The sequence below is a fragment of the Gemmatimonadota bacterium genome (assembly GCA_026706345.1).
In the GTDB taxonomy this organism is placed as follows: Bacteria; JAAXHH01; JAAXHH01; order JAAXHH01; family JAAXHH01; genus JAAXHH01.
This window is the reverse complement of the sequence record JAPOYX010000098.1, coordinates 14,761-30,775: the sequence shown is the minus strand read 5'-3', so window position 1 is coordinate 30,775 and position 16,015 is coordinate 14,761. Positions and strand designations below refer to the sequence as shown.

The 16,015-nt window shown below is 60.8% G+C and carries 11 protein-coding genes and 1 pseudogene; 5 read left to right on the top strand and 7 right to left on the bottom strand.

The features are described 5' to 3' along the window. The 6 genes from OXG98_07155 to OXG98_07130 form a co-directional block, all read right to left on the bottom strand. Positions 1 to 721: hypothetical protein (locus tag OXG98_07155; protein MCY3771780.1), on the bottom strand; the 721-nt coding region annotated here is incomplete at its 3' end. A 73-nt stretch (positions 722 to 794) separates the two neighbouring features. Continuing rightward, positions 795 to 3,737, bottom strand: a complete 2,943-nt coding sequence (locus OXG98_07150) for an ATP-binding cassette domain-containing protein (GenBank protein ID MCY3771779.1) — start codon at positions 3,735 to 3,737, stop codon at positions 795 to 797. Further along, entirely contained in the window at positions 3,737 to 5,947 is a 2,211-nt protein-coding gene (locus tag OXG98_07145; protein MCY3771778.1) for an NHLP family bacteriocin export ABC transporter peptidase/permease/ATPase subunit, read from the bottom strand. Before OXG98_07145 ends, OXG98_07150 begins: the two co-directional genes overlap by 1 nt. 1 nt (position 5,948) lies before the next feature. Further along, positions 5,949 to 6,479, bottom strand: coding sequence for a hypothetical protein (locus tag OXG98_07140; protein ID MCY3771777.1), 531 nt, complete (start codon positions 6,477 to 6,479; stop codon positions 5,949 to 5,951). A 234-nt stretch (positions 6,480 to 6,713) separates the two neighbouring features. Further along, positions 6,714 to 8,009 (bottom strand): tryptophan 7-halogenase, encoded by a 1,296-nt coding sequence (locus OXG98_07135; GenBank protein ID MCY3771776.1) that lies wholly within the window; start codon positions 8,007 to 8,009, stop codon positions 6,714 to 6,716. A 214-nt stretch (positions 8,010 to 8,223) separates the two neighbouring features. Beyond that, positions 8,224 to 9,444, bottom strand: a complete 1,221-nt coding sequence (locus OXG98_07130; protein MCY3771775.1) for a pyridoxal phosphate-dependent aminotransferase — start codon at positions 9,442 to 9,444, stop codon at positions 8,224 to 8,226. 317 nt (positions 9,445 to 9,761) lie between these two features. Between OXG98_07130 and OXG98_07125 the strand changes: the two genes are divergently transcribed. The 3 genes and pseudogenes from OXG98_07125 to OXG98_07115 all read left to right on the top strand — a co-directional run bounded on the left by OXG98_07125 (position 9,762) and on the right by OXG98_07115 (position 13,639). Next, the gene (locus OXG98_07125) at positions 9,762 to 11,882 is read left to right on the top strand and encodes a hypothetical protein (protein MCY3771774.1); all 2,121 of its coding nucleotides are present in this window, start codon (positions 9,762 to 9,764) and stop codon (positions 11,880 to 11,882) included. 168 nt (positions 11,883 to 12,050) lie between these two features. Further along, a complete protein-coding gene (locus OXG98_07120; GenBank protein ID MCY3771773.1) occupies positions 12,051 to 13,172 on the top strand; it encodes a mandelate racemase/muconate lactonizing enzyme family protein in 1,122 nt (373 codons plus the stop codon). 85 nt (positions 13,173 to 13,257) lie between these two features. Continuing rightward, positions 13,258 to 13,639: pseudogene (locus OXG98_07115) on the top strand (DUF805 domain-containing protein). A gap of 58 nt (positions 13,640 to 13,697) precedes the next feature. Here the strand turns inward: OXG98_07115 and OXG98_07110 are convergent. Further along, the gene (locus OXG98_07110; protein ID MCY3771772.1) at positions 13,698 to 14,021 is read right to left on the bottom strand and encodes a TM2 domain-containing protein; all 324 of its coding nucleotides are present in this window, start codon (positions 14,019 to 14,021) and stop codon (positions 13,698 to 13,700) included. Between the two features lie 259 nt (positions 14,022 to 14,280). Between OXG98_07110 and OXG98_07105 the strand changes: the two genes are divergently transcribed. Both OXG98_07105 and OXG98_07100 read left to right on the top strand, forming a co-directional pair. After that, positions 14,281 to 15,279 carry a Gfo/Idh/MocA family oxidoreductase gene (locus OXG98_07105; GenBank protein MCY3771771.1) on the top strand — a complete coding sequence of 333 codons (999 nt, stop codon included), beginning with the start codon at positions 14,281 to 14,283 and terminating at the stop codon, positions 15,277 to 15,279. 253 nt (positions 15,280 to 15,532) lie between these two features. Then, entirely contained in the window at positions 15,533 to 15,985 is a 453-nt protein-coding gene (locus OXG98_07100) for a DoxX family protein (protein ID MCY3771770.1), read from the top strand. Positions 15,986 to 16,015: the final 30 nt, after the last annotated feature.

Below are 16,015 nucleotides of genomic sequence, written 5' to 3'. Positions count from 1 at the left end.
CGTCGCGGTTCGCCAGCATCCGCGGAACGTTCCTCCCCAGCAGAATCCAGGGGTGCGTTCCAATCACCAGGGAACAGAGCGTGGTGCTGTCGAGATCCTGGGGAAGGTGTCGGTAATAGCGCCAGAATCCGGGATATTCGATGGTATCAGCAAGATACGTCCCGGTCGCGGCGCAGATGGATCTGGCCTTCGCTTCCCGGCAACTTTCCAGGGCAAGTACACAGAAAGCCGATATGAAGGGCGGTCTTTCGAAGTGTCGCGGCACGTTCGGATCGGCCAGGTTGAAACGAATGCAGTGCCAGGCCCCGTTCTCGTCGATCTTAGACTCCAGAAAGTCGAGGCCAAGGCGAATGCTTTCTCTGCCCGCATCTGCAAGCGCCTCGGTAGTATCTCCGATCTCGCGGACGCACTCCCCCGGAAGCGCGGGCGGACGAAGAGGCGGCGCGGGATCGTACATGGTCTTGCGAAGAAAGGCGAGGGACGACGCGCCGGTTCTCGCCTCCTCCCGTTCTTCCCTGGTGAATTTGCCGCGCGGCGGCAGGACGATATGGGTAGCGGAGGCGGTTTCCTCGTGCACATGAATCTCGTCGTCTTCAGCCATCGTCACGCCGAGTTCCGCTTCGATGGTTTCTTTAGGCCGGGCGAGAAGGCGTTCACGGAAGTCGTCGTCGTCGCCGGCGCGGGAAACAATGAACTCAGCCGCGTCCAAGGGCTTCTTCATGGATGTCTGCTCCGTTTACACGGGTCCGGACCGAACGGGCGTCAACCGCCGATCAGTTATCCGCGCATCCGTGTCAGGCGATTTGCCTTCTGATCAGTTCCTTGAATACCCCGTCGGTCTCCTTGAGTTCATTGAAGGAACCGCTTTGTACGACTTTTCCGGCCTGCAGCACGTAGATGCGGTCGGCCTGTTCCAGCGTGGACAGGCGATGGGCAATGACGAGGCGGGTGGAAGTCAGGGCGGCCAGGTTGCGCATCACGCTGGCCTGGTTTTCGTTGTCCAGCCAGTTCGTCGCCTCGTCAAACAACATGATTCGCGGGCTGCCTATCACCGAGCGTGCGATGGTGATGCGCTGGCTCTCGCCGCCAGACAGGACGGACCCGCTGGTGCCCACCATGGTCATCATGCCCATGGGCATGGCCTTGATCTGGGCCTCGACTTCGGCGGTCCGCACCGCCGCCCAGACTTCATCGGTCGGCACGCCGTCATGGTGGCTGACCAGATTATCCCAGAGGTCCTGCGGATGGAGCCCGACCGACTGCGGAACCGCACCGATCTTCCGGCGCACCTGTTTCAGATTCAGGTGCCTCAGGTCGCGGCCGTCATAATACACCGCACCGGCTGTCGGCCAGTCGATACCGAGGGCAAGGCGGAACAGGGTACTCTTGCCGGCGCCGGATTCACCGGCGATCGCGACGAATTCGCCGGGTCGGGCGCGAATCGTGACGTCGTCGAGTATCAACGGTCCGTCGGGATCGTAGCGGAAGGAAATGCGGTCGAACAGTATATCGCCGCCCAGGTATTCGACCGGTTCTCCTTCCGTCCCGGTTTCAGGTGCCGCCGAAAGCAGCGGGCGCATCTGCTGGAATGCCGGCAGCATGGAAGCGATGGCGCCGAAGGACTCGCCGAGCCGGGAGATGGCGGATTGGAAGACGATAAAGACGGTGTAAACGACGAGAAAATCACCGACCGGTATGTTACGGTCTCCCGCCTCCATCACCGTGAATAGGAGTACACCGGCGGCAAGAAAGGGAAGCGCGGCGCCAAATGCCCGAGAATGTCCCTCAAGGGCGTCCAGTTCGATCTCCGCGCGCTTCTGCGCACGATAGTCCCGCGCCCAGATGGCGTAAGCCGACCCTTCTGCATTATCCATACGCAGCTTGGAGATGCCTCCCACGATCTGGAAAAGCCGGCCGGCGACGCGACGGGCCGCACTGATCATCCACCCGTACGGTGAAATCTGGCGCAACCCCAGAATGACAGTGACCAGCAGCGAAGCCAGGCTGAAGAGGAGGGTGATGACACCGAGGGTGGCATCGTAAAAGAAGATGACTCCGAAAACCGGAAGCAGAAAAATGATCGACAGAAGGCCGTTGGCGACGACGCCCCGCAATCCATCGCGGAGATTCTGGAACGTCATACCCGACATGGCCAGGTCGCCGGCCGGGTTGCGGTGCAGAATACCGGGAGGAAGGCGCATGAGACGGTCCCAGAAGGCGGCTTCGACCCGGGATGCCGAGCGCCCCTCCAGCCGCATCATCGCCGTGCTTTGAAGCAGGTGCAGCAGTGCGCCGAGCAGGCCGAAGGCCGCTATCGCCACGGCGACGGCATAGAGTGCCCCGGTGCTTCCGCCCGCCGATATGTGATTCGCAACGTAACCGAGCGCGAGCGCCGGCAGCAGTCTGATCACGCCGTACGGCAGCCCGGCAATCAACAGCCGCGCCCAATCCGAGGCCGACCCGCGCAGGGCGATTCCCAGCAGATCCACCAGTTTCACTTCCCTCGTCGGCAAGGGCTGATAGAACATCCAGGCTTCCTCGGCCAGCGCACCCGCACGGTCCGCTGTAACACGGACGCGGCGTTTGCTGACCGGATCGATTTCCAGGTACCGTCCGATCATTCCCGGCAGCAGCGCTACGGGCTGTCCATCCTCCGCGCGAAATGCCAGCAGCGCGTTACTGTCACCGTGCCACCAGTTGTCATCGGCCTGGAAACGCACGCGCCGGGCGCGCACGCCCGATGCGTCAAGAATGTCCACGAGGCCGACGGGAGAATCGGATTGACCCGATCGCGCCGGGATTTTGAAATCGATTCCTTCATGACGTCCGATCAGTTGCAGGGCATCCGCCAGTGCCGTGTCCTCAACGCCGGTCTCCCGGTCGATCGGAAGGTCGTAGATGTTGTAGAGCCGCTGCCGCGCGGTTTTCTCGGCCGTTCGACGGCTTGCGGTCCGCGCCCGTTCGAGATTGACGGCATCGACCACGACCAGCCGCCGGTTCAGGCGTTCCAGGGTGAATGCGACTGCGTGAAAGGAGGCGAGCGCCGGCAGCAGCTTGCCTTGCGCAGCCAGTGATTCAGTCGAGCGGCTGGTAAGGGTCGCCTCGTCGAACAAGGTGAGCCAACTCGTCCGGGTCAGCGGAATGACCGCTTCGTGGGAGCTGCCCGACTCCGCAAGTTCCGACGTGTCGACAATCCCCATGAACAGGCTTGCGCCGGACGGCGGTTCAGAGACCCACACCACGCCGCGCCGTACGGAAAGCGTACTGGGTGCGAGGGTCTGTGTCAGGCCGGGTTCGGCCAGCGCGGTCGGCCGCGGAAGGGGGATGGCGAAACGCGCCAGTGTTTCGGTAATGGCGGACAGCCAGGTATCGATCTGTACCGCCAGCTCCGATGGGTGTACCTGGGACAGCAGGGAAGCCGGCAGACGTTTTAGCAGGGTGCCCGGCAGACCCCTGGCGATGATACTGAGCGTGGTGTCTTCCGCGGCGTCGCCTCGATCTGGTGCTACACCCGGCAGTAACCAGCCCGATTCCCGCCGCAGCAGATGCTGCGGCGCCGCCTGCTCCACCCCGTTCTGGTATTCGACCAGGAACAGATTGACGGCGCCCTGGTCGATGAACCAGGCGGTGTCCGGGTCGTCGAGGTTTACCGGCATGTTGCCCGCACAGAACACGGTTTCGCCGTATCGATCTGCGAGTTCGGCTAGTGATGTGAATTGCGGACTTGTATGCTGCATCAGTTCGACCTTACCATCGTGTAATACACGCCGTCCCGATCGGCAATCAGTTCGTCGTGCGTGCCCCTTTGCACCGTGACGCCTTTGTCCAGCACGATAATCTCATCGCAGTCCCGCACGGTGCTCAGCCGGTGCGCCACGATCAGGCAGGTGACCCCGCGTCGCCGCAACGCATCATCGACATATTCCTCCGTGGCCGCATCGAGGGCGCTGGTGGCCTCGTCCAGGATGAGCACCGTCGGATTGCCCACCAGCGCACGGGCGATTTCCAGCCGTTGCCGCTGGCCGCCGCTGAAATTCGCCCCGCCTTCTTCGACGAGCGTCGCATAACCGTGGGGTCTGAGCAGGACCTCGTCGTGAATCTGGGCATCCCGCGTCGCGGCGAAGAGGACTTCATCCGGGATGGCCGGATTCCAAAGCGTGATATTGTCGCGCAGGGACGCGGAAAAGAGCACGATCTCCTGGTCCACCATGGATATGGATTGCCGCAGCACTTCCTCGGGTATCTGGTTCCGCAGATGATCATCAAACATGATTTCGCCCGACCAGGGCTGATAGACCCCCGAAACGAGCCGCGCCAGGGTCGACTTGCCGGAGCCGCTGGGACCGACCACGGCAACGCGCTGACCTGGCTTGATCACGAGGTTGAATTCCTTGATCAAAGGGGGTCGGCTTCTATTGTAACCGAAGGTGATGTTCCGCAGTTCCAGCTGGCCAGCGAGCTGAAGCCGGCCGTTGAACGTGGGGATCGACTCCGATTCCGGACTTCTGCGACTGAAAACGGGATCCTCGTCGGTTTCGGAGATGTCCTCGAGCCGTTGCAGATCGGTTTCGAGGGCCTGGCGATTTTCGGCAAACTCGAGGAAGCGCTCAACGGGAGCCAGAAACATCTCTGCCAGGATATAGAAGCCGACCAGCGCACCCAGCGTCATTTCCCCATGCATGACCAGCATGCCGCCGATGCCCAGAATCGCGGCGGCGCGCAGCGCGTCGATCAGCCCCGGCAGCGAAGTGTTGACGGAGCCCAGTTCGGAGTAAAGCTGGCGCGCCCGCAGCTCACGGGCCTGTTGCCCGCTCCAGCGCGAGAAAAACCGGTCATCCGCTCCCGTCATACGCAGATTGTCCGTGTGACTCAGCATCTGCATGCCGAGTCCGATCAGCAGTCCCTGCTGGCGCCTCATCGTCTGACTGCGGACAGCCCGAAGGGCGTTGAGAAAGCGGGCAAGCAGCGCGTGCAGAAGCGCCAGAAACAGCACGATCAGCGAGAGTACGACATCGTAGGCGAACATGGCGACGAGGAACACCGCGCTCATGGCCATGTCGACGATGAGTACCAGGAACTGGTCCGCCAGGTTCCTCGCGATTCTGTCGGTGGACGAGACGCGATCGGTCAGATCGCCGGTCAGCCTGTGTTCGAAAAACGCTACCGGCAGACGCAGCAGCCGGGCCATTCCCCGGCTGTAGCCGATCACCGATACCCGGACCGCGAGCCGCTTGAGGAAACGGTGCTTGAGCAGGGACAGGATATATACAAGGACCCCTCCGCCCAGCAAGGCGGTTACCAGTCCGCCCCAGGCCCCATGCTTTTCCATGACCTCGTCGACGAAAACACTGAGTGACGCGGGAATCACCAGGGTCAATAACGTCAACATGAGTCCGCAGGCAACCACGCCGGTAAGCAGACTCCATGATCCGGCGATCAGGGCGCTTAACTGCCTGAACAAGTCGGGCTGTTCGCCCCCGGGGCTGAAATCGTCGCCGCGCTTGAAGCGAAGGGCAATGCCGCTGTAACCCTTCTCGAACTCTTCAGCGGAAACCCTGCGCCGCCCCGTGGCGGGGTCGTTGAGGTAGAAGTACCGGCTGTCGTATCCGTCGAGCACAAGGAAATGGCTGAACTGCCAGAACAGGATCAAAGGCAACTCCAGCATTTTGAGTTGATCGGCACGCACGCTGAGCCCGTTACATTCGAGACCAAAGTGCCTGGAGGCGCGCAGGATGCTTGCGGCACTGCTGCCGTCCCGGCTTACCTCGCATTTCTCACGCAACTCGGTAAGCGGCGCCCATCTCCCGAAGTAGCCCAGGACGATACCGAGACAGGCGGCGCCGCATTCAGAGGCATGCATCTGCAACAGAACGGGCGTGGTGATCCGCTGTTCCGATTTGTCCGGAGCGGTCTTGTTTTGGACTCGATCGGAAGTGCTCGTCGGCATCCTATTCCCGCCGCTTCACGAATAGTTCGATTGGAGACTGCCTGCCCAGCTCGATGAAAATTCGGCATTTCGTGCCCGCAAAGGAATCCGGATCAGGACTTTCTTCGAGCGCTGTTTCGAGCGCTATATCGATGCGGTGCACGGACACCGGCGCCGCGGTCTCGAACGCTGCCGGACCACCCGAAAAGGGTTCGGCGGCAATCGCCCTGACCGTTCCGCCCAGCGCGCCTGTTTCTCCATCCGCCGCATTCGGCTCGATCACCACCGGCATCCCTGCCGCGATATCTGGAGCCATTTCGCTGTTGACCCAGACGAGGGCCTGCACGGACTGCCTGCTATCGGGCAGGATTTCACCTTGTCCGATCAGTACGCCGTCCACCTCGAGACTGCGTGCCACACTGCCGAGGAAAAACCACGCCAGGAGGGCGCCAAGGAAAAGAGCAATCGCGGCGACCAGCAGACGCTCCCGCGGCGTGGAAATCGTCAGCAGCCGGTCGAGTTGCTCGCGTTCTTCCTTTGCTTCGGCAACCATATCATGAAACGAGTTTAATGGATTGTTGAACACGACGCTGGCATCGCCTCCTCATAGTAGTCGATCAAGATAGAAATCCGCACAACAGCATGACAGAAAACCTCACGACATTTTAATTTAATACATATTATGAAGTTATACCCAATCCAGATCAAGCAATGTCGCGTGTGGCAAGCGGCGGATTCTGATTGCGCGGACCAGGTCTTGATCCTTTGGACAATCTTGAAAATGCTCTTAAACCGGCGTCTGGCAGGCGGTCCAGCCCAGCCCCTGGGACATCTGGGCATAACTCGTGAGCGGCACCGCGCACATCCGGTTCCAGTCGGTCTTGTCGATGACCGGCCGGTTCAGCAGTTCGATCATTTCGTCGAATTTTCCAAGCGCATCGCAGTCCACCGCCTCGGGGTCCATTGCCTTGCGGTGTCGCGGCCAGGCACGTTCACGGGCAAGTCGCCAGAATTCGCTGTTATACTTCGAACCACAGGAATAGTGCCAGCCTACGAACAGGCCGTAGCAGAGCATGTTATTGATGAGAAACCGATTGACCACGGGCGCGTCGCGCTCAAGATGCTCCGCAGGCCGGTTCAGGCGTGTCTGGAGAACCATCCCGATTTGCAGTTGGGCAGATACGATCGCCGTAGCCTCGAGTGGCTCCATGAAGGCCGCCGCGTTGCCGATACGGGCTACCGCGCCGTCGTAAATCTGACGATGGACGAAATTCGGAAAGGGAATGACGGCCCGTTGCTCGAATTCCAACACGCCATCGGTTTCAAGGAACGCGTCGAAGTCTGATTCGACTTCTTCAAGGCTGGATACCTTGCGGTTGAAGATGTATCCGTAGGATGTGTGCGCCGTGAGCGGTATAACAAATACCCACCCGTGCGGACGCGCAACCGCACGGGTGTAGGTATGTTGCAGAACCGGTCCGTTCCGCCCTTCTTCGATGACTGCAGGGCAGCGCCGGATGACGGCGGTATTGGTGGGGATGAAAGAAATTTCGATGTGCCGTTCGGGATGGAGTTCTTTCGGAAACCCGCGGGCGTCGAAGACCAGGTCGTATCGCTCCGGCACCCGGCCCTCGAATTCCACCTGCGCGCCATCCTCGACCCTGGTGACGTCGAGCACCTTCGCGTCGATATGGTGCGCGCGCGTGCCTTCGCGCAGAAGGTCCGCCATCAGGTCGGCGGACAGGTGGTAGGCGTAGGACACTTGCTGTGGGGTAAAGTAGTGGGTGAAATCGCGGTCGCGCCGGCCCCACCCCTCGAATGCGACACCGTACTTGCGCGTACCCTTCAAGCGCTGCTGGACGGTCTCATGGGGCAGACTCGTCAGTTTCTGCAATTCCTGCACCAGGCTCGGCCAGCTACCTTCTCCCACGCCGATGACCGGTATGCGGGAGTCATAGATGTGGTGCAGCTCGTGGTCGCCGTCGGGGTGAACACGCGTTACGCTGGCGGCCGCCAGGGACCCTGCGGTTCCCTGCCCGATAACGGCGATCTTCCGTAGAGATTCGGCGCCCGGCTGTATCATACCGCATCCTAATTTGTTTCATTTCAGGCAGCGGTGTTGATTCGTCGTATCTACAAGATACACAAAGCCATATGAATGACAATAGTCGTTAAATCGGATACTATAAATGAAACATAGCGGGATATTGAGGAGAGATATTGTAGTGGCGCGCTGTGGATCCAGCTCGATATTCAAGCAGTAACCGTATGATCGTGGTGCGGGTGACCGATGGTTTCTAAATCGAATCCAACTCCTTCACCACCATCTCGATCCTTTCCAGCGCCTCGGCGAGGATCGACCGGGGACAGGCGATGTTGATCCGCTCGAAGCCTTCGCCCTCCGACCCGAAGATGTACCCTTCATCGAGAAAGACGCGCGCCTCCTCCATCATGAGGTGCTGGAGGGCGTCCTTGTCCAGCCCCAGGCTCGTGAAATCCACCCAGACGAGATAGGTGCCCTCGGTTTCGATGACGGGTATGCCGGGCAGCCGCTCGCGGAAGAAGGATTCGAGAAACCGGAAATTTCCCTCCAGGTAGGCCAGCAGTTGCTCCAGCCATTCCTCGCCGTGGTCATAGGCGGCTTCGACGGCAGCGATACCGAAGGGATTCAGCGTGAAGATGCCGGCGCTGCGGACGGTCTGCTGAAAGGCCTCCCTGAGTTCCGGGTCGGGAATCATCATGTTCGACGCCTGCAGCGCGGCGAGGTTGAAGGTCTTGCTGGGCGAGGTGCAGATGATCGACCGCTCCTCGTATTCCGCGCCCAGCGTGGCGTACGGCGTAAAGTCCCGGTTCCCCAGGATCAGGTCGCCGTGGATCTCGTCGGATACGACCAATACGTCGTTGTCCATGCAGATCCGGCCGAAACGCCGCAGCTCCTCCCGGGTCCAGATCCGGCCGACCGGGTTGTGGGGATGGCAGAGGATGGCCAGCTTGACCTCCGGATCGGCGCATTTGACTTCCAGGTCGTCGAAATCCATGAAGTAGCGCCCGTCCCGGTACCGGAGTGGGTTCAGCACCGGCTTCGTCTGAAGGTTTTCTATCGCATTATAGAACGGGTAATAGACCGGCGGTTGCACCAGCACCTTGTCGCCGGGTTTCGTGTAGGCGGAAACCAGCATGTGCAGGGCGGGTACGATACCCGGGGTGAAGCAGATGGTGTCGGGATCGACGAACCAGTTGTGGCGCCGCTTCATCCATCTCACCACGGAATCGTAGTAGGACGGCGGCGGGAAGGTGTATCCATAGACACCCATGCGGGCGATTTCGGTCACCGCGTCCACCACCGGTTGCGGGCACGGGAAATCCATGTCCGCCACCCAAAGCGGGAGCACGGGCTTCTCGTGCCGCGTGGCGTCGGTCTCGTCCCACGGAACGACGGCACCGTCCTTTTTTACGAAGTCCCACTTGTACGAATTGGTTCCGTTGCGAATGATGCGCTGGTCGAAATCATAGTTCATGCGAAAGGCCTTTTCCAATGAAATGGGAACGTCCTGAAGCGTAACGAATCCGGCTGTGCGGGGTCGTATGTTAACCGGTCGAGGTGAAGCTGTCAATTTGCATTTAACGGTTGCCATGCCCGGGTGGAAACTGTACCATCTTGACTTGGCGGCTGCCTGTCTGGGCCGCCGTCTTTACATCATTACCTGCAGAATTAAGTATACACGATCGGCGGATCTCTGTCGTCCGTCGCACGGGTACATTGGACGCCCGTCGCACGGGTACATTGGACGCCCGTCGCACGGGTACATTGGACGCCGGGTTACTCGTCTCACGCATGCGCATTACCGAAAAACTAAAGCACCTGCCCGCCGGAGAATCCCTGGTCATAGCCGGCGTGGGCCAGCGCGCCGGTATTCCGGCAAAGGAGGCCGACGCGGGATGGCCGATGGGCGTGGTACGCCGGCCCGACGGTGATCTGATCGTGATCGACTACCAGTGGCATCGTATCTGGCGCATCGATCGTGACGGGATCCTCCACGCCTTTGCAGGAGACGGCATTGCGGGCGACTCGGGCGACGGCGGGCCGGCCGCCGAGGCGCGGTTTCGCCATCCGCATGACCTGTACCAGGACCGGCACGGCAACCTCTATCTTTCCGATCTGGGCAACTTCACCATCCGTCGAATCGATTACGAGACCGGAATCGTCACCCGCGTCGCGGGCAACGGCCGGGTCGGCCGGGGCGGCGATGGAGGGCCTGCGGTCGACGCCGAGCTGGATTGCACTTGCGGTGTGGCCGTGGACCGGGACGGCAACGTGTACCTTTCCAGCGAGTGGACGAACAACATCCGGCGTATCGACGCCCGGACCGGGATCGTTGAGACCGTCTTCGGCCATCACGCCCGGCATTATCCCTCCGAGCGGGGAGTAAGCCGGCCGTACTCGGGCCCGGGACTGAGCCTGGGCGGGTACCACGGCGACGGCGGGCCGGCCCGCGACGCGGGATTCAATCATCCCGAACACCTCGCCTTCGATTCGCGGGGCGACCTGTACGTGTGCGACAATTCCAACGATCGCGTCCGGAAGATCGACATGCAGTCCGGGATCATCGACACGGTCTTGGGAACCGGCCAGCGCGCGTCAAACGGCGACGGCGGGCCGGCCATGGAAGCAAGCACGCTCATGCCGGACGCCATCTGCCTGGACGTCCACGATAATCTCTACGTCGGCGAGAAGTACGGCTTTCGCGTACGAAAGGTGGAGCGGGAGACGGGTATCGTCCGCACGCTGGCGGGTACCGGCGAACCGGGCTTCGGCGAGGAGGGGCTGCCGGGAGTCGCCACCCGGTGCAATTCCGTGGAAGCGGGGATCTGCGCCGAACCGGACGGCACCGTCTTCTGGGGCGACTGCTCCGGCCGGCTGCGGCGTTGCGACGGTGCAACGGGGACCGTGACCACGGTCCTCGGCGGCACGAGTGTCCACGACGGGGAGACCGCGACCGCTGGTTTTCTGAACGGACCCGGCGGCCTGTCGGTCGGTCCGGATGGACGGATTATCATCGCGGACGTCTGGAATCAGCGCATCCGGTCGATCGATCCGGAAACCGGAGTGATCCGCACGATCGCTGGGACGGGTGCGCGGGCTTATGGCGGCGACGGCGGGCCGGCCGTCGACGCCCACCTGGGGAATCCCCACGACGTCTCGGTGGACCGCGCCGGGAGGATCGTCATTGCCGATACCCGGCACGGTCACGTGCGGCGCGTGGATCTTGACGGTGTGATCCACAACGTGGCGGGCGCGGCCTTCCAGTGGGACAAGGGCGACGGCGGGCCGGCCCTGAGCGCGTGCCTGATGCACGTCCTCTCGGTGACCCACGGACCCAACGACGACATATACATCGGGGATGCGGGCTGTGGGCGCATCAGGAGAGTCGACGCCAGAACCGGTATCATCACCACGGTCGCGGGCGTCGGCCTGCACGGGTATACCGGGGACGGTGGTCCCGCAACCAGCGCGCGGATCGGTTCGCCGACGGCAATCCGGGTGGACGATTCCGGACATCTCTACTTCACGGATGACCGGTATCATGTGATCCGGCGGGTGGACGACGATACCGGGGTAATTTCCACCCTTGCCGGAACCGGGGAAGAGGGCTATTCGCCCGATGGTTCCAGGGCGTCGCAGGCCGTGATATCCGTTCCCCGAGGCCTGGCCCTGGATGCGCGGGGGCGGGTGTACTTTTCCGATACCGGCAATAACGTGGTACGTCGCCTAACCGAGAACGGCGTCCTGGAAACCATCGCCGGCAGCAGGGAATACGGCGACTGCGACGAGCCCGTGGCAGCGCGGGAGGCGCCGTTGAACCAGCCCAATGGTCTGTGTTTCTATGGTGAGGATGTCCTGCTCGTCAGTGATCATTACAACAACCGGTTGAAGGCGGTCCGGATCGGAGACTGAACAGGGATGCGTCGGAAGGCCTGTAGTGGATCATGCGGGCTTGGTATCGTAGCGGGGAAGCCGCGCCAGCGAGTGGCATCCGCAAATGCGGCTGGAAGCCGCAAAAGCGACTGAAAACCGCAAAACGGCTGAAAACCGCGACAGATTCGAAATCAGACAGGAGAACGAATGAAGATCACCGAAATAAAGACCGCCGAAGTGACCGTGCCGACCGGGTATACCTACCACTACGTCCGAATCTACACCGACGAAGGCGTGTATGGCACCGGAGAAGCCAGTCACCTCGACGGCGGATGGCGGAACTCGACCCGGCACATGGCGAAAATGATCATCGGCATGGATCCCCGCGACGTGGACGCCTGCTTCGAGCTTATCCGTCGAAAGTACATATTCATGGGCGGAGCGGGCGGCACGGCCATCTCGGCGCTCACCGGGATCGAGATCGCACTCTGGGACCTGGCGGGAAAGGCCCAGGGCGTCCCGGTGTACCGGCTCCTGGGCGGCAAGTTCCGGGACCGGGTCCGGCTGTACGTGGACAGCGCGCACTACGACTACAACGAGCGTGCCGCGGAGGTGAAGGAACGGGGTTTCACCGCGATCAAGTTCGACCTCGACGACGCCCAGAACCCCCACAAGCTGGATCCTTGGAACTGGTCGGTGACGCCTGACGAGTTGAAGTCTCTCGTGGACCAGGCTTTCGCGATTCGCGAGGGGATCGGTCCGTCCCTGGACCTCGCCATAGATCTTCACGGACGGTATGACGCGACCGCCGGAATGAAAATGGCCCAGGAATTCGAACCGCTCAATCTCCTGTGGCTCGAGGAACCCGTACCGCCGGAGAATATCGACGCCCTGGCGAAGATCACCCATGCCACGGGAACGCCGATCTGCGTCGGGGAGAACCTCTATCTCCGCCACGGTTTCAGAGACCTGCTGCAGCAGCAGGCGGCCGACATCATCATGCCGGATATTTCGAAGTGCGGCGGCCTGTCGGAATGCCGGAAGATCGCCAACATGGCCGAGATATACTACGTGCCCTTCGCGCCGCACAACAATTCCAGTGCGCTGAGCACAGTCGGGGACGCCCACGTCTGTGCGAGTGTGCCGAATTTCCTGGTCCTGGAGTACCATCGCTTCGACGACCCGACCTGGGACGATGTGCTCGCTACGGACACTTCGGTCATCCAGGACGGGCACGTGGCGCTGACGGAAGCCCCGGGCCTGGGCGTGGAACTGAACGAGGAGTTTCTTGCGTCGCAGCTGCCGGAAGGGGAGATGCTTTGGCAGTAATTCAGAGCGCTCGATGATTCAGGGCGCTTGGTGATTCGAGCACATTGTTCATGCGATTTTGATGCAGAAAAGAACGGGAGGGAACATGCACTGGTACATCGAAGTGCTGAAGAAGTACGCGGTTTTCAGTGGAAGGGCGAGGAGAACGGAATTCTGGATGTTTTTCCTTTTCTCCGCAATCATTTCTATATTCCTCGCGGTGATTGACGAGTTTATGGGGTGGAAAGTCGAGATGAGCGGAGATAACCTCGGGTTCCTCAGTACTCTTTACTATATAGCGGTAATCATACCCTATCTCGCTGTAATCATTAGACGGCCTACACGACACCGAGCGCAGCGGATGGTGGTTTCTGATTGCGTTTATCCCGATCGTCGGTGTCATAATACTCCTGGTGTTTTTGATCCTGGACGGGACAAAGGGCGAAAACCGTTTTGGGCCAGACCCCAAGGCCTCACCGACCTGGTAATGAGCGGGATCTACAATAAGGAGTTATGGTCGCGGCGGATTTCGTCATGCGGGACAGATCACGCTCTCTCCTGTACAATACTTTCACGGACCTGGCGCATGAGTTGGTTATTTTGCGCCCGGGTCGCATCCATGATCAGGAACCAGTCGATGATCGTCCAGATAAAGAGACCGCCGAGTGTCAACAATTTGGCGATTCCAAGTCCGATATCGCCAATGTAGAACCGGTCGATTCCGAGCGTGCCGCAAAGTATGCTTATGGCAAGCGCAGTCGTGGGGTCTTTTCGCCGGGTCCCGTACTGGACGTCGAATTGCAGCCGTTCGTCTTCCGACAGCTCTTTTCTCGCCAGGTTCGCTTCCTGGATCTCCTGTTCATTGGACATGCTTTGCTCTCCCGGTTTGGGGTTTGTTGCGGAGCAGGTGCCCGTGCGCAACGCACTGTTATGAAGCTCGCTGACGGCATGAGAACTTGACAAAGTTCAAGTTATTCCATCTACTTTTTTGGACAAGCAGTTCCTCATCAATGTTTCAGATCAAACCGGAGTTCCCGCTGGCGGCTTCCGCCGGACGCCGCGGAATCTGAAAAACCTGCAACCGCGAACACCCAGGCAGTTCTCCAGGCATTCCACGAAAGGACAGACCATGATAAGAGTGGGTTCAATCGGACTTGGCGGCATGGGGTCACATCAGGCCAGGGCCTTTGATGGGGTCGATGGCTGCCAGCTGGTCGCGGGTGCCGATCCGTCCCCTGAAATGCGGGCGCGTTTCGCCGAGACCTTTCCGGGTACGCGGCTGTTCGATTCCACCGAAGCCCTCGTCAACAGCGGCGAGGTGGACGCCGTCGTGGTTGCCGTGCCCACAGGCCTGCATTACGCCGCGGTATCGACCGCCCTGGCCGCGGGCATTCCCGTGCTGGTGGAAAAACCCATGGCCCGCACGGTGGACGAATGCAATAGGCTCAACGAAGAGGCGGATCGGCGAAACACCGTCCTCATGGTCGCCCACTGCCGCCGCTTCGATCCTCACTGGAAGTCCTGGGGCGCCTACGTGGCATCAGGAAAACTGGGCTCTCCCATCCTCTGGCGCAACGCCATGGCCGGCTTCGGACCGGGCAGATGGTACATGGACCACGATATGGGCGGCGGTCCCCTCTTGGACGGGGCGGTACACAACTATGATTTCGCCAATTACCTCTTTGGAGATCCGGAAAGCGTCCTGTCCAGTTCGATCAATCTGGATCCCGATTCATCGGCGCTGGACACCTGTTCCGCCATCGTCCGCTACAGGAACGGCAACCAGTTGCTCATGTCATGGAGCTGGGCGGCGCGGGGCAACGGCCTGCACGACATCATCGGGCCGAAGGGGTTTATCCAGTTCGGAACCGGCGACCTGTCCGAACCGGAGGACGACGTACCCCATCAGTACTGCTGCTTCACGGACCGGGAAGGTGAGCAAACCCTGATCAAGTCGAAGTCCGAGCCCGACATGTACGCCTATCAGGCCGAGCACTTCCTGTCCTGCGTCCGGGGAGACGTCACGTGCCTTTCGCCGGGCACCGAGGCCGTCAAGGCCATCGCCGTCGCGGACACCATCCTGCAGGCCGGTCCCGGCGGCGAGTCGCGCGAGGTAACCTGGACTTGACGGTCTGGTCTGGTCTGGTCCGGCCTGGCCCAGTCCGACGGCGATACCGGATGTCCTCGTGTGTAGATCATTACCAGTCGAACTCGTTCCAACCTCAAGAACCTCTGGTCATGTCCTGATGTTGTTTTCAATATCCGTGGGGTTCCTCATACATTTCTCATAGAATACTCACGGGGACCTCATGCAATCCTTGTGGTGGAACGAGTATCATATCTTCGTATCATCTACGAAGGCAACATAAAGGGATAACGTCATGAACAGACTAAAGTGCTTCCTTATGAACAACCTCGGCATGACCGACCTGGGACTGCTCATCATCCGCATCGTGATCGGCTTCAGCATGGCGGCCTTTCACGGCTGGGGAAAGATATCCAACCCTGAACGCTGGGCCGCGATCGGCGGGAACATGGAGCTGATCGGCATCGGCTTTCTCCCCGCGTTCTGGGGATTCATGGCCGGTTTCGCGGAGTTTTTCTGCTCGATACTTCTGATGCTCGGGCTATTCTTCCGCCCCGCGGCGACGCTGCTCGCGCTCACTATGCTCATGGCCATGCTGCGTCACCTTTCCCTGCCCGCGGACGATCCGGGTTCGGGACTCAGCGGCGCGTCCCATGCCATGGAACTCTGCGCGGTCTATATCGCCCTGTGGTTCACTGGGCCAGGCAAGTACAGCCTGATGCCGGGTAGAAAGGCCGAACAGGCTTAACTCTTAGGATACGCGGTGCTACCATCCAAG